Source organism: Enterobacter sp. MG-EB028, assembly GCF_056673305.1.
In genome coordinates, this window is sequence record NZ_CP195079.1 from 2,197,445 (window position 1) to 2,212,010 (window position 14,566).

The following is a 14,566-nucleotide window of genomic DNA, read 5'->3' on the forward strand; positions in this document are numbered from 1 at the left end:
TATTTCGAAGCTCGAAAATAAGGGAGTACGAGGTGGTTGCTGATAGTCAGCCAGGGCATATTGATCAGATTAAGCAGACCAATGCTGGCGCGGTGTATCGCCTGATTGATCAGCTTGGTCCGGTTTCGCGTATCGATCTGTCGCGCCTGGCACAGCTGGCACCTGCCAGTATCACCAAGATTGTCCGCGAAATGCTGGAAGCGCACCTGGTTCAGGAGACGGAAATTCAGGAGCCGGGCAGCCGTGGCCGTCCGGCGGTCGGGCTGGTAGTTGAGACGGAAGCCTGGCACTACCTCTCACTGCGCATTAGCCGCGGAGAGATCTTCCTTGCGCTGCGCGATCTCAGCAGCAAGCTGGTGGTGGAAGACCGGCTTGAGCTACCGCTCAATGCCGAGGAGCCGCTCCTTGACGCGATTGTCTCGCACATCGATCGCTTCTTTATCCGCCATCAGCAGCGGCTTGAGCGCCTGACGGCGATTGCCATCACCATGCCGGGAATTATTGATACCGAAAACGGCATTGTGCACCGCATGCCGTTTTACGACGACGTCAAAGAGATGCCGCTGGGTGAGGTGCTGAAAAACCATACCGGCGTGCCAGTCTATATTCAGCACGACATTAGCGCCTGGACGATGGCGGAAGCGCTGTTTGGCGCGTCTCGCGGTGCGCGGGATGTCATTCAGGTGGTCATTGACCATAACGTCGGGGCGGGGGTGATCACCGACGGTCGTCTTCTCCACGCCGGAAGCAGCAGCCTGGTGGAAATCGGCCACACCCAGGTCGACCCGTACGGTAAGCGCTGCTACTGCGGGAATCACGGTTGTCTGGAGACGATTGCCAGCGTGGAAAGCGTGCTGGAACTGGCGCAGGTCCGGCTCAGTCAGTCCATGAGCTCCTCGCTGCACGGCCAGCCCTTAACGGTGGACTCCCTCTGCGCCGCCGCGCGCCAGGGCGATCTGCTGGCGAAGGACATCATTACCGGAGTGGGGAATAACGTTGGCCGCATTCTGGCTATCATGGTGAACCTCTTTAACCCGCAAAAAATCCTGATTGGCTCACCGCTCAGCCAGGCGGCGGAGATCCTTTTTCCGGCGATTACGGCCTGTATTCAGCAGCAGTCGCTTCCCGCCTACAGCAAAAATATTGCGGTAGAAAGCACTCAGTTTTCCAACCAGGGAACGATGGCCGGTGCGGCGCTGGTCAAAGATGCTATGTACAACGGCTCGCTGCTTATCCGCCTGTTACAGGGTTAACTCTTTTTTGCAGATGTAAGAAAAATTGCGCTATCTCAAGCCGGGTAGCGCACGCATCCCGTAGACTTCCTCCACTGAATTATTTACCTGGTTTATATTTTCGAAGCATACCCAAGAGGTGGAGTGAGTCATGCTTAAGCGTTTCTTTGTTACTGGTACAGATACCTCTGTCGGCAAGACCGTCGTATCCCGCGCGTTGCTGCAGGCGCTGGCAGCAAGCGGTAGACGCGTTGCAGGGTTCAAACCGGTCGCAAAAGGGAGTAAAGAGACGCCAGAGGGATTGCGTAATAAAGACGCCCTGGTGCTGCAAAGCGTCTCGTCGCTGGAACTGCCTTATCACGCGGTCAATCCCATTGCGTTAAGCGAAGAGGAGAGCAGCGTGGCGCACAGCGGCCTGATTAACTACTCCCTGTTGTCCGACGGGCTGGCGAACCTGAGCGAGCAGGTTGATCACGTGGTGGTGGAAGGCACGGGCGGCTGGCGCAGCCTGATGAATGACCTGCGTCCGCTCTCCGAATGGGTCGTGCAGGAGCAACTGCCGGTGGTGATGGTAGTGGGTATTCAGGAAGGGTGCATCAACCATGCGCTGCTGACGGCGCAGGCGATTGCCAATGACGGCCTGCCGCTGATTGGCTGGGTGGCAAATCGCATTAATCCGGGCCTCGCGCACTACGCTGAAATCATCGACGTGCTGAGCACCAAGCTGCCTGGTCCGCTGGTGGGCGAGCTGCCTTATCTGCCACGCGCCGAGCAGCGCGAGCTAGCGCAGTACATCGATCTCTCTGCCCTCGGTGGCGTGTTGACCGTAGATCGAGTCGTGGCGTAGCGTCCGCGACAGCACGGACGCCATCACGCAGGCGACCAGTAAACCGGGCAGTAAAAAATATTGCCCGGTCATTTCACTGACCATCAGCGCCGACATAATGGGCGCATGCGTGGTCGCGGCAAGTAGCGTTGCCATTCCTGCCAGCCCCAGCAGAATCGCCGTCTCAGAGCTCGGCAGCCATAGTGCGAACAGCTGCGCGAACAGCATCCCCGTTGCCATGCCGACAAACAACGTGGGCGTAAACACCCCGCCCGGCGCGCCCGAACCGCTGCTCGCCAGTACCGCCAGCAGCTTACAGATGAACACCCCGGCAATCACCGACAGCAGCGGCGGGGCGAGCAGAAAAGCCTGAACCACGCTGTAGCCATTCCCCCACACCTTCGGCGTCATGAGAGACAACAGCCCGACGATCAAGCCGCCGAGCGCCAGCTGCCACGGTGGCGAAAGCCTGAGGCGCAGGAAAAGTCCGTGGCTGAAGGCCATCAGCCACATCAGCAGCGGCCCGCAGAGACCCGCCAGCAGGCCCATGGCGACCAGCAGAGCATAATCGGCCGCGGTGAGAATACCGCTCAGATGGACCACGTAGAGCGTACCGGCGCCCGGAGCCAGAAGCTGCGTGGTGAGAAGCGCCACCACCGCCGCAATCACCACCGGACCGAGCGAGGCCAGCATCAGCGTGCCAAACAGAATCTCAGCGATGAACAGGCTTCCGGCTAACGGTGCATGGTAGGCGCTGGCCATCCCGGCGGCGGCGCCACAGGCGATCCAGAGCTTCCATTCCGATTTGGGCGTAAAACGACGGGCGAAAAAGGAGGCGGCGAGGGCGGCAAGCAGGATCATCGCACCTTCCCGGCCGATGGCGCTTCCGCTGGCAACGACCAGCAGCGAAGCAAGGGATTTAACGAGGCTGGCGCCGTAGTCAAACTGACCGTCGCCGGTCTCCAGCGCTTCCATATAATCGGTCGGGGCGTGGGGACGCTGGGCGGTCAGGCGCTGCCATCCCCAGAGCAGCAGTCCGGCAGCCAGCCCTCCAAGCGCAGGCGTTAGCGCGCGTCGCAAGGGTGAGAGCGACGCGGCGGCATTCACCAGGCTGCCGCTGTCGTTGCTCAGAAGCAGCCACTCCAGCAGGTACATGCTGTGGCGGAACGCCGCAACGGCCAGCGCGGCCAGCACGCCAGTTACGGTGGCAATCAGCAGTCGGCGAAACATCGCGCGGATGTCGGGGTAGGTATGAAGACGTTGCATGGGTCGCGTTTTAACGGGAACGATACGATATTGTGGCGGGAAAACGCGGGGTTAGCAAAAGGTCTGCGTGCGAAAAAGCCGGGCGATGCCCGGCCAGAAAGGTTAGCTGTCGCTATGAATATTCAGCGCCCGACGCGTACGCCCGGAGCTCAGGTACTCGGCAATATAGTCCTGCGAAATCTCGCCGTTATAGCGCCCGTCCTCATCCACGATCGGCATCCAGCTGGCATTACTCTCATACAGACGGGAAAGCACCACGCGCAGGTTGTCCTCGGCCTTGCCGGTCATGCGGAACGGATGCAGAATGTCGGCACAGGTGCCGCTGGCGTTACGCGCTTCGCGACGCTTCACAAAGCCCAGCGGTTTGCCGTGCTCGTCGACCACCGTAACGGCACGAATATCATTATCATCCATGGTCGCAAAAGCTTCGGGAAGCGGAGTAGAGCCCCGCACCGTAATGGTCGGCTGCTGGTCGGTGACGTCTCCCGCGGAGACCAGCAGCAGGCGCTTCAGCGTGCGGTCCTGACCGACAAACGAGCCGACAAACTCATTCGCCGGTTTCGCCAGCAGTTCATCCGGGCTGGCGCACTGCACGATTTTCCCCTGACGGAACACCGCAATACGGTCGCCGAGCTTCAGAGCTTCGTCGATATCGTGGCTCACCAGCATGACGGTTTTTTTCAGCTTGCGCTGCATTTCCAGAAACTGGTTCTGGATCACCTCGCGGTTGATCGGGTCCACCGCGCCGAACGGTTCATCCATCAGCAGTACCGGAGGATCCGCCGCCAGGGCACGGATGACGCCGATACGCTGCTGCTGGCCGCCGGACATCTCGCGCGGATAGCGGTGAAGGAACTTGTGCGGATCCATCGCCACCATGTCCATCAGCTCTTCGGCGCGGGTTTTGCAGCGCGCTTTATCCCAGCCCAGCATGCGCGGCACGACGGTGATGTTCTCTTCAATGGTCATGTTCGGGAACAGGCCAATCTGCTGGATCACGTAGCCGATGTTGCGGCGTAATGTCACGGTGTCCATCCCGCTGGTGTCCTCGCCGTTAATCAGGATGTTCCCGCTGCTTGGGGTGATGAGGCGGTTAATCATCTTCAGGGTGGTGGTTTTCCCGCAGCCGGACGGGCCGAGCAGGACGCACATTTCCCCTTCAGGCACGTTCAGGTTGACGTTATCGACGGCCTTAAAGGTCTGGCCGTGCTTTTGTGAAAATTGTTTGGTGAGGTTTTCCAGTTTTATCATTATCGAATCCCCTTCGGAGTCAGAACCACCTGCAGACGGTGCAGCAGCCAGTCGAGTACAATCGCTAAAAGACAAATCATCAACGCGCCCGCAATCAGCATGCGAATATCGCTTCCGCCGATGCCGTTAAGCAGCAGCAGGCCCAGCCCACCCGCGCCAATCACGGCGGCGATTGCCATCACGCCGATGTTCATCACCACGGCGGTGCGAATCCCGCCGAAAATCACCGGCAGCGCCATCGGAATTTCCACCCAGCGCAGACGCTGCCAGAACGTCATGCCAATGCCGCGTCCGGCTTCGCGCAGGCCCGGCGGCAGGCTGTCGAGCGCCGTGTGGGTGTTACGCACAATCGGCAGCAGCGAGTAAAGAAACACCGCCGTAATGGCGGGCAGGGCACCAATCCCCTGACCGATCAGCGAAAACAGCGGGATCATCAGGCCAAACAGCGCGATAGACGGAATGGTCAGCACGATGGTGGCTATCCCCAGCACCGGCGTCGCCAGCCACCTGTGGCGGACAATCAGAATGCCCAGCGGGACGCCGATGAGAATCGCTAAGCCCACGGCCAGCGCCACCAGCCACAGATGCTGCAGCGTCAGGGTTAACAGATAGTCCCAGTTGTCCAGAATGTAGTGAACGGTATCCATAGCGCCTCCTATAGCAGCTGTTTGCTACGCAGGAAATCGCGGGCGACCTGCTGCGGTGACTGATGGTCGATATCCACCTTTTTGTTCAGCTCGGTAATAACGTCGTTGTTGAGCTGGGCAGAGAGGGTATTGAGCGCCTCTTCCAGACCGGGATTGGCCTCCAGCGTGTCCTTACGCACCACGGGCGTGACCGCGTAGCTCGGGAAGAAGCCTTTATCATCCTCAAGCACCTTCAGGTCGAATCCTTTCACGCGCCCGTCGGTGGTGTATACCAGGCCGGCGTCAACGAAGCCGTCGCGCACCGCGTTATAGACCAGGCCGGGGTCCATCTGGCGGATTTGCGGGCGGTCCAGATCCAGCTTATAGGCCTCCTGCAGGGGCTTCATGCCGTCGCTGCGCCCGGCAAACTCCAGGTCTAAGCCCAGCAGCCAATTTTTGTCCGGGTTGGTGTTACGGATCTGCTCAATCTTCGCCACCATCTCCGACATGGTGTTGATATGCTCCGCCTCGGCGCGCTTACGCTGCATGGCGAAGGCATAGGTGTTGTTCATGTCGGCGGGGTTGAGCCAGACCAGACCGTGCTTCGCGTCGAGGCGCTTCACCGTCTCGTAAGATTCCTGAGGCGACATGCGCTTATTGATGTGGTTGAAGATGATCAGCGACGTACCGGTGTACTCCCACGTCATATCAATCTGCTTGTTGATCATCGCGTTGCGGGAGATCACCGTGGCGATATTGGTTTTTGGCTGAACCTGGAAGCCTTTTTTTTGCAGGTACTGCACGGTCATCGCCGAGAGAATGTGCTGCTCGGTAAAGCTCTTGGTCGCCAGAATCAGCGGGGCTGCCATCGCCTGGCCGGTGAACAGCGCCGCGGCACACAGCGCCGTCAGGCTGGAAAACAGTCTCATAGAAGCTCCTTGTTATTGTTATCGAGCGAGATGGGGGCTCATCACGCGACCCAGCGCGGCCAGCAGGGTGTCGAGGATCAGGGCGAACAGAGCGGTGGCCGCCGCGCCGAGGATCAGGGTCGGGAAATCGTTCAGGTAAATGCCCGGGAAAATCAGCTCGCCGTAGCTGCTGGCGCCAATCAGGAAGGCCAGCGGAGCGGTACCGACGTTAATGGCCGTGGCGATGCGGATCCCCGAGAGCATGACCGGCCATGCGTTGGGCAGTTCAACCTGGCGCAGGCGCTGCCATTTGGTCATCCCAATCCCGTTTGCCGCTTCCAGCAGCGACGCAGGGACCGAGCACAGCCCGGCGTAGGTATTGCGCACTATCGGCAGCAGCGAGGCGAGGAACAGGGCGATGATGGCAGGCGTATCGCCGATGCCAATCACCACCATCGCCAGCGCCAGCACCGCCAGCGGGGGCAGGGTGTTGCCGACGTTGAAGATTTGCATCACATATTCGGCGACGCCTCGCGCGGCCGGTCGGCTCAGCAGAATCCCGGCCGGAATGCCCACCAGCAGGGCAAAAAACATCGAGGAGAAAACCAGAATCATGTGCTGTTGCCCGAGGTAAATCAGGTCAACCTGTCGCGCCTTGATTGTCTCAAGCCCAATACCCCAGACGAGGAGGGCGAGGACCACGATAATGGCGCCGACAAACAGCAGTGAACGTTTGAGTAATGGGTGCATTGCGGTGTGTCTCCCTGTGCGCATGCGTTATAGCAACCACCGGTTGCCTGTTGTTATGCCATGTTTCGGCAGGGGTAATTGAGCTATAGCAAGCGTTTGGGAAGGGTTCCAGCGAAGGGGGAAAATCAGTAACCCTATGAAATTAGTGACAACCTTAATTAAAGCCTTACGGCGTAAGGGCTGGTTGCGTGTCAGGCAGAATAGTCCTAAAGCGAATTTGCACAAGTGACAGTGTCACAAAATACAGGGCCCTTACGCCGATGTCATCGTTATTTACAGAGGGAGGCACGAACCCGGCGAACGCGAACCGAGATGCTAATGATAGAAAAAATGGCTACAATCGCGAGCATCAGCCCCAGCGCCAGCATGGCGTTAAACCCAATCCACCTGAACAGCAGCAGCCCCGCGATACCGCCCGTAATAAACGAGAAAAGGGTGGTTAAGTGGGTCTTGAGCTGACTTTTTTGCGCTGCGGTATCCTTCGAGTAATCCCTGCGAAGCATCGCCACCAGCACGGAGGCCAGTGATATTCCCGCATCCGTCAGGGTGCCGGTAATGTGCGTCGATCTTACCCGCCCTCCGGAGAGCTGCGTCGAGGTCGAATTATGAATGCCCATCAGGCCGCACAGGAAAATAATAATCTCGCGGTTGCTCGTGAGGGCGTGGAAATACATTTCGTAGAGAGATACGCCGGTCAATAATATCCCCTCGACGAAAAGGATTTGGCAAAAAACCAGCCGGATATTATGGATAATCCCCCATAACACAATGAGACGCGCAAGGATTGCGCCTGCAACAAAGGAGAGAATGATCGAGCCAAAGAAAATGATATCGCTCAGATCGGTGGAGGAGACTTCGCTGGATAACTGTGAGGTGTTGCCGGTCATGTGAGAGGGGAAGAAGCCAAACGCCCCAAGGGCGATGGCGTTCAGTAAACCTGCCGAGGTCGCCAGCCAGAGAGCAAGCCGGCGATCCTCCTTATGCGTTCGTTCTTTCTTGAGTCTAATCAGCAAGAATACCTCCGGGTTGAGCTTTGCCTGAATAGTCAGGCTAGCAAAGCGGTGCAACGGGCTGTCCAGGATATGGCTTAATTATTATTCCCTCTGACGCCAATCAGGGTTTAGTAATTAAATAAAATATCCTTGCTCAAGGTGTGGATGTGAATAATTAAAACCCTGCCGTTATTTCCGTTCCCTTTATCCCCGCCGCGTTATCGGTGGAGACGTGAAAGCATAAACGTCAGCACGACCGCACTGAGGAGCAATATTCCACTCAGGGCAAACGTGCTCTGCCAGCCGAGACGATCGAACGCTATACCGCCCGCCGTTGAACCCAGCGCAATGGCGAGCTGGATCACCGCGACCATCAACCCCCCGCCCGCTTCGGCACTCTCCGGCAGTGTTCGGGCGATCCACGTCCACCAGCCCGTCGGTGCCGCCGTCGCCAGCATTCCCCACAGGCCTGACAGCAGGGCAACAATCCACACGCTTTGCCCGGTCAGAATCAACGCGCCAGCGATGGCGGCCATCAGCAGTGGAATGGCTATCAACGTCAGGTAAAACGCCGCGTTCAGGACCAGCGCAACGAGCAGGGTGCCAACAAAACCGGCAATCCCGATGGTGAGCAAAATCAGCGACAGCCCGGAGGCGCTGACGTGCGTGACGGTCTCAAGAAAAGGGCGTACGTAGGTAAACAACGTAAACTGCCCCATAAAGAACAGGCCGCAGGCCATCAGACCGACGGAAATGACGGGCTGGCGGAACAGCCGAAAGACGCTGTCGCCTGACGCACCGTTTTTACGCCCGTTCATATCCGGCAGGCTAAAACACTGCCAGATAAATGCCGCTACCGCCACGGGCACCAGGCAAAGAAAGGCGCCGCGCCAGCCGATGGTGGCCCCCAGGTAGCTGCCAAGCGGGGCGGCGACCACCGTTGCCAGCGCGTTACCGCCGTTGAAAATAGCCAGCGCGCGAGTGACCTGATGCGAGGGAACAAGACGAATAGCCGTTGCCGCAGACATGGACCAGAACCCGCCGATGGCGATGCCGATCAGCGCGCGGCCGGTCATATACGTCGGATAGTTCGGTGCAAAGGCAATAATCAGCCCCGAGAGAGCCATCAGTATCGTCATGCCCAGCAGAAGGTGTTTACGATTCATATTCCCGGCAAGCCGGGAGAGGAAGAGGCTGGTCAGTACCGCCAGCGCGCCGGAGATGGCAATACCCTGGCCTGCAAGCCCCTCCGTAACGCCTAAATCTCCGGCAAGCGGGGTGAGCAGGCTTACGGGCATAAATTCTGAGGCAATCAGGACGAATACGCAGAGGGTCATGGCAAAAATACCGCCCCAGTGCGCAGGTTCCTCATGCTGTGAGGTAGCGTGGTTTAATGTGGACATAGTCAGATTTCGCGCAGGGCCGCCCGTCAATACGGGCGGCAGAGGGGTTTATTTCAGGCTGGTTTTGAAGAACTGTTCAAACTGAGCAAACGGGATCTTCCCGGCGGCATTGTCGTAGAGATCGACATGGTTTGCGCCCGGGACAATCACCAGCTCTTTCTGCTTGCTGCCGACTACTTTAAACGCATCTTCGGCGAAATAGCGGGAGTGTGCTTTTTCACCGGTGACGATAAGCGTCGGGATAGCGATCTCCCCGGCATAACTCAGGAGCGGCATGTTCATGAACGAGAGCGGCATCGTCGCAGTCCATGCGCCGGTTGAGTTAACGGAACGCGCATGGAAGCCGCGCGGCATGCGGTAGTAATCGTAAAACTCTTTCAGAACCGGATGCGGAGCGGCAGGCAAGGCTTCTGGCAGAATACGCTCGGCCGCGGTCACTTTGCCATTCTCGTCAACATAAATGTCATGGCCACCCTGCGCAAAGGTGCCGCTCTCGGCATCCTTCCAGCGTTGCTCGTTCAGGTATTGCAGCACAGCATGGCGATCCGCCGCTGAATAACGATCTTTCCCGTCGCCCACGCCGTGACCCATCGCCCGGCTCATATCATACATTACACTGGTGGCGACGGCTTTCACGCGCGTATCCATGGATGCCGCATTCAGCGCCATACCGCCCCAGCCGCAGATGCCAAGAATACCGATTCGGTTACGGTCGACCTCTTTCTGCTGTCCCAGGAAATCTACCGCGGCGCTAAAGTCTTCGGTGTTGATGTCCGGAGACGCGACGTTGCGCGGCTGGCCGCCACTTTCGCCCGTATAGGACGGGTCGAACGCCAGGGTCACAAATCCTTTTTCCGCCAGAGTCTGCGCATAGAGGCCGCTGGACTGCTCTTTGACCGCGCCGAATGGCCCGCTGACGGCAATCGCCGCCAGCTTACCGTCGCCGCGGTTTTTAGGAAGATAAAGATCGCCTACCAGGGTAATTCCGTAGCGGTTCTGGAAGGACACCTTGCGGTGGTCGACCTTGTCGCTCTCGGCGAAGGTTTTATCCCAGGCGGTGACCATCGAAACAGGCGCGTTTGGGTTGGTGGTTTCTGCATAACTCATTGTTGTCACTCCACTTAATGATGCGCAAAGCAGCATCGCAACGGACAATTTTTGGGTGAATGTTTTCATGAAAAGATCCCCTGTGCTGTTGTGTTGCGGTCATTATAGTTAGCAGGAATAGTGCTGATTAGAGGCTAAAACGTGCTAGGATTAATATCATATTGTTATGAATTGGCGGGACAGGATGGCAAAGCGAGAAAACTATAATGAGCTGTACCTGTTTATGCAGGTGGTGCGTGAGGGGAGCTTCACGGCGGCTGCGCAACGGCTCGGGCTGGCGCAGTCCGGCATCAGCCGCTCGGTTCGCGAGCTGGAGGAGCGGCTGGGCGTCCAGCTTCTTGTTCGCACCACGCGCAAGCTGTCGCTCACCCACGCCGGGGAACAGCTCTATCAGACCGCCGGATCCGCATTCGATGCGCTCGATTCGGGCCTGGCGACCCTGGCACATTATCGTCAAACGCCGTCAGGTACGGTGCGCATCAACGCCAGTCAGCACGCCATCGACAAATGTCTGCTGCCAAAGCTAGCCATCTTTAAACAGCGTTACCCGGATATCCGGCTGGAGCTGATGAATGAAAGCCGCTTCGTTGACATTATCACCGAGCGGTTTGATGCCGGAGTAAGGCTGGGGCCGGAGGTGGGGCCGGGGATGATTGCGGTGCGCATCACGCCTGACATGGAAATGGCCGTCGTGGCCGCCCCGGGACACTTCAGGCGCTACGGTTTTCCCCAGACGCCAGCCGATTTGGCGGCTCATCCCTGTATTGCCTATCAGTTTGCCGATGGCAGTGATTATCAATGGGAGCTGGTTCAGGACGGGAAAAAAATCACCCATCGGCCAGAAGGGCAGTGGGCGCTGTCGGACAGCTATATGGAAGCCGAAGCCGCCCGGCTGGGGCTGGGGCTGGCCTATGTCCCGCTGGAGCTGGTGGTTGACGATCTGGAGCGAGGAACGCTTATCCGGGTATTACAACGCTACAGCCTGCGCATGGATGGACTGTATCTCTATTACCCGCACCGCAACGTGTCGCCCGCGCTGAGAGCGGTGATTGATACGCTGAAAATTTGATTACTGCGATAGCGGTTATTCGGCGACATTGTCTCCACGGACGTCTGATTGCTTGATTGATGAAAAAAAATTAGGCTAACATCAGATATGTAATGGCTCATTAAGAGTTAAAAAATGAAAAAAACACTCCCGAAATATACGTCCGTTGACTTATCTCGTTGGGCAAGGAAAGAACATTTTGAGATATTTCAGGGCTTTGCTCAATCGACATTTAATCAGACGGTTTTAATTGATATTACTGCGCTGTTAAAACATATCAAAGCGGTTGGCTGGAAATTTTACCCGACTATTATTTTTCTCATTTCGAAAATCGTCAACAGTCATCCGGAATTCCGTATGGCTATGAAGGACAATGAGCTTATTATATGGAACGAAGTCCATCCAAACTATACTATTTTCCATAATGAAACAGAGACCTTTTCATCATTATGGAGCCATTACGATGGCAATATTCAGCACTTCCAGAACACCTATACTGAAGACATTGCACGCTACGGTAATAATCTTGCTTATTGGCCTAAAGAAGAATCCCGGGAGAATATCTTTTTCATATCAGGTATTCCCTGGGTAAGTTTTACCAGCTTTAACGTCAACGTTGCACACATGAAGAACTTTTTTGCCCCTATGTTTACGCTTGGAAAATACTACGAACAAGATGGCAAAGTATTATTGCCCCTCGCCGTTCAGGTTCATCATTCCGTGTGCGATGGTTTCCATGTGGCAAGACTGTACAATGAGCTACAGGCGATGATCGATGCCTTGCCGCGCCACTCGGCGCAATCCGGTGCGTGATGCGCCAGGCGCTGACGTTAATAAAAAAAGCCGCAAGCAGCATGCTGCTTACGGCGTCAGGCTCGGTGACGATGAGGCGATCAGGCAGCTTTTACCGCTCTGATTTTTTTACTGTCAGCTTCAGCTGGCTCGGCTTTATCGTCAGCCGTTGGGGCATCGGGAGCAGGGAGCTTGCTGGTGCGCAGAATATGCTGCACGGTCTCTTTCTGCTCGGCGAGATACAGACCAAGATCTTCAGCCTGGTTTTCATCCATCTGCATTCCGCTTTGCAACAGCCAGTCGGTGAACGCGTCTGCCATATCGAGCAGCTTGTCGTGAGCGTCAGCCTCTTTCTTACTGGCAAATGTCATTTTCTCTTCACCTTTTCTTACGACAACATATTTTATTTCAACAGCCATCACGCACCTCTCATACTGTATTTATATACAGTATAACAGATCCGGGATGATGTTGCAGTAAAAAGTGACTACTGGTGCATCGGCTGGGTTTCACGGCTGCCGATACTGCGTCGCCATGCGCCCGGAGCCTGGCCGTATTGACGCTTAAAGCTGCGGTTGAAGGACTGCTGAGAGTCAAAACCGAGCGCGATTGCCACGTTCAGGATGGGCTCATCGCTGTGGGCTAAGCGTTCAACCGATTTTTGCAGCTTTTGCGCGCGAATATATCCGGCGAGGGGGTAGCCCGTGTGCTCTTTGAACAGGCGCTGGAGGTGCCATTTCGAATAGCCGGAGCGTCTGGAGACGGTCTCAATGTCCAGGCGACTGTCGAGGTTGTTATCGATCCAGTCGAGTAAATCATGCATAAATGCGCCAGTGTTCATCAGGTTTCCCCCACGCAGCGATAGAAAAGTATCTTTGTTTGTTGCACTTTAAGGTGGCCTGGTTTTACGGTAATTGCAAGTTTTATTGTTGCATTTAAATCCTTGCCCGAAACGGGCCTTTTATCGTCGACGCAAATAGCACATAAAGTGCAACAATTATTCTTGCACTTAGTTAGGCGCATTCCTACAATCGCCGCGATAGTGTATTCGAAACTGTTACAGTTTTGTGGCGATGAACGACACAAATGGCCTTAAGCCAGCCCGGACAAAGGAAGTGGCGCAGCGCCTCCCGCTGCGTCTTGCCCGGCGGCTACAATTACCGGAATAAAAATAATGAGCCTGCAAAAAACCTGGGGAAACTATCATCTGAATGCGCTGGGAGCGATGCTGCTCTCCGTGCTGCTTGTCGGATGTGATGACAGCGTCGCGCAAAACGCCGCGCCGCCCGCGCCTGCCGTCAATGCTGCTGACGTGGTTGTGAAATCCATTAGCCAGTGGGATAGCTTTAACGGCCGGATTGAAGCTGTGGAAAGCGTGCAGCTTCGCCCCCGCGTCTCTGGCTACATCGACAAAGTGAATTTCACCGACGGCCAGGAAGTGAAAAAGGGCGAGGTGCTGTTCACGATTGATGACCGAACCTATCGCGCCGCGCTGGAGCAGGCGCAGGCGACGCTGGAAAGGGCCAAAACGCAGGCCAGCCTGGCGCGAAGCGAGGCTAACCGTACCGATAAATTAATCAATACCAACCTGGTATCCCGTGAAGAGTGGGAGCAGCGCCGTTCGGCCGCCATCCAGGCACAGGCCGATATTCGCGCAGCCCAGGCTGCGGTAGACGCCGCGCAGCTGAATCTCGACTTTACCAAAGTGACGGCACCTATTGATGGCCGCGCCAGCCGGGCGTTAATCACCAGCGGCAATCTGGTCTCCGCGGGCGACAGCGCCAGTGTACTCACCACGCTTGTCTCGCAAAAGACGGTTTACGTCTACTTTGACGTGGATGAGTCAACCTATCTTCACTATCAAAATCTGGCGCGCAGCGGGCAGGGGGCGTCCAGCCATCATACGGCGCTACCGGTTGAGATCGGCCTTGCCGGCGAGGAGGGCTACCCCCATCAGGGTAAAGTGGACTTCCTGGATAATCAGCTCACGCCGAGTACCGGTACGATCCGCATGCGCGCGTTGCTGGATAACGCGCAGCGCCAGTTCACGCCGGGACTTTTTGCCCGCGTTCGCCTGCCGGGCAGCGCAGAATTCCAGGCGATGCTTATCGACGACAAAGCGGTGCTGACTGACCAGGATCGCAAGTATGTCTATATCGTGGATAAAGAGGGCAAAGCGCAGCGTCGCGATATTACGCCGGGGCGTCTGGCCGACGGTTTACGCATCGTGCAGCAGGGGCTGAAACCTGGCGATAAAGTCATCGTCGACGGTTTACAAAAAGTGTTTATGCCGGGTATGCCGGTGAACGCGAAAACCGTCGCCATGACCGCCAGCGCCGCCCTCAACTGATCACTTGACCTGAGA

Annotated in this window: 15 protein-coding genes; 5 read left to right on the plus strand and 10 right to left on the minus strand. The window is 56.9% G+C overall.

Features of this window, described 5'->3' with window-relative positions:
• Positions 1-32 precede the first annotated feature (32 nt).
• A complete protein-coding gene (gene mlc / locus ACR42C_RS10490; protein ID WP_045401244.1) occupies positions 33-1,253 on the plus strand; it encodes a sugar metabolism global transcriptional regulator Mlc in 1,221 nt (406 codons plus the stop codon).
• A 130-nt stretch (positions 1,254-1,383) separates the two neighbouring features.
• Entirely contained in the window at positions 1,384-2,079 is a 696-nt protein-coding gene (gene bioD / locus ACR42C_RS10495; protein ID WP_116340249.1) for a dethiobiotin synthase, read from the plus strand.
• Here the strand turns inward: bioD and clcB are convergent.
• The 8 genes from clcB to ACR42C_RS10535 form a co-directional block, all read right to left on the minus strand.
• A complete protein-coding gene (gene clcB, locus ACR42C_RS10500) occupies positions 2,014-3,324 on the minus strand; it encodes a voltage-gated ClC-type chloride channel ClcB (RefSeq protein WP_479985094.1) in 1,311 nt (436 codons plus the stop codon). The genes bioD and clcB overlap by 66 nt on opposite strands.
• Positions 3,325-3,426: 102 nt before the next feature.
• On the minus strand, positions 3,427-4,575 hold the full coding sequence (gene osmV / locus ACR42C_RS10505; RefSeq protein ID WP_479985095.1) for an osmoprotectant ABC transporter ATP-binding protein OsmV: 1,149 nt from the start codon (positions 4,573-4,575) through the stop codon (positions 3,427-3,429).
• Positions 4,575-5,222, minus strand: a complete 648-nt coding sequence (gene osmW / locus ACR42C_RS10510; RefSeq protein WP_316379023.1) for an osmoprotectant ABC transporter permease OsmW — start codon at positions 5,220-5,222, stop codon at positions 4,575-4,577. The genes osmV and osmW overlap by 1 nt, the downstream gene beginning before the upstream one ends.
• A gap of 8 nt (positions 5,223-5,230) precedes the next feature.
• On the minus strand, positions 5,231-6,130 hold the full coding sequence (gene osmX / locus ACR42C_RS10515; RefSeq protein WP_420094872.1) for an osmoprotectant ABC transporter substrate-binding protein OsmX: 900 nt from the start codon (positions 6,128-6,130) through the stop codon (positions 5,231-5,233).
• Positions 6,131-6,148: 18 nt separating this feature from the next.
• Entirely contained in the window at positions 6,149-6,859 is a 711-nt protein-coding gene (gene osmY, locus ACR42C_RS10520; protein WP_116340238.1) for an osmoprotectant ABC transporter permease OsmY, read from the minus strand.
• A 269-nt stretch (positions 6,860-7,128) separates the two neighbouring features.
• The gene (locus ACR42C_RS10525; protein ID WP_116341139.1) at positions 7,129-7,872 is read right to left on the minus strand and encodes a YoaK family protein; all 744 of its coding nucleotides are present in this window, start codon (positions 7,870-7,872) and stop codon (positions 7,129-7,131) included.
• 197 nt (positions 7,873-8,069) lie between these two features.
• Positions 8,070-9,254, minus strand: a complete 1,185-nt coding sequence (locus ACR42C_RS10530) for an MFS transporter (protein WP_479985096.1) — start codon at positions 9,252-9,254, stop codon at positions 8,070-8,072.
• A 48-nt stretch (positions 9,255-9,302) separates the two neighbouring features.
• A complete protein-coding gene (locus ACR42C_RS10535) occupies positions 9,303-10,430 on the minus strand; it encodes an alpha/beta hydrolase (protein ID WP_479985097.1) in 1,128 nt (375 codons plus the stop codon).
• Between the two features lie 115 nt (positions 10,431-10,545).
• On the opposite strand from ACR42C_RS10535, the gene ACR42C_RS10540 reads away from it, so the two are divergent.
• Together ACR42C_RS10540 and catA are read left to right on the plus strand one after the other, a co-directional pair.
• Positions 10,546-11,430 carry a LysR family transcriptional regulator gene (locus ACR42C_RS10540; protein ID WP_479985098.1) on the plus strand — a complete coding sequence of 295 codons (885 nt, stop codon included), beginning with the start codon at positions 10,546-10,548 and terminating at the stop codon, positions 11,428-11,430.
• A gap of 114 nt (positions 11,431-11,544) precedes the next feature.
• On the plus strand, positions 11,545-12,222 hold the full coding sequence (catA, locus tag ACR42C_RS10545; protein ID WP_320719626.1) for a type A chloramphenicol O-acetyltransferase: 678 nt from the start codon (positions 11,545-11,547) through the stop codon (positions 12,220-12,222).
• An 80-nt stretch (positions 12,223-12,302) separates the two neighbouring features.
• Here catA and ACR42C_RS10550 read toward each other — a convergent pair whose 3' ends face one another.
• On the minus strand, positions 12,303-12,620 hold the full coding sequence (locus tag ACR42C_RS10550; protein WP_116340232.1) for a YebG family protein: 318 nt from the start codon (positions 12,618-12,620) through the stop codon (positions 12,303-12,305).
• 68 nt (positions 12,621-12,688) lie between these two features.
• Positions 12,689-13,042, minus strand: a complete 354-nt coding sequence (locus ACR42C_RS10555; protein ID WP_116340230.1) for a helix-turn-helix domain-containing protein — start codon at positions 13,040-13,042, stop codon at positions 12,689-12,691.
• A 333-nt stretch (positions 13,043-13,375) separates the two neighbouring features.
• Here ACR42C_RS10555 and oqxA point away from each other — a divergent pair, with 333 nt between their 5' ends.
• On the plus strand, positions 13,376-14,551 hold the full coding sequence (oqxA, locus tag ACR42C_RS10560) for a multidrug efflux RND transporter periplasmic adaptor subunit OqxA (RefSeq protein WP_163329133.1): 1,176 nt from the start codon (positions 13,376-13,378) through the stop codon (positions 14,549-14,551).
• Positions 14,552-14,566: the final 15 nt, after the last annotated feature.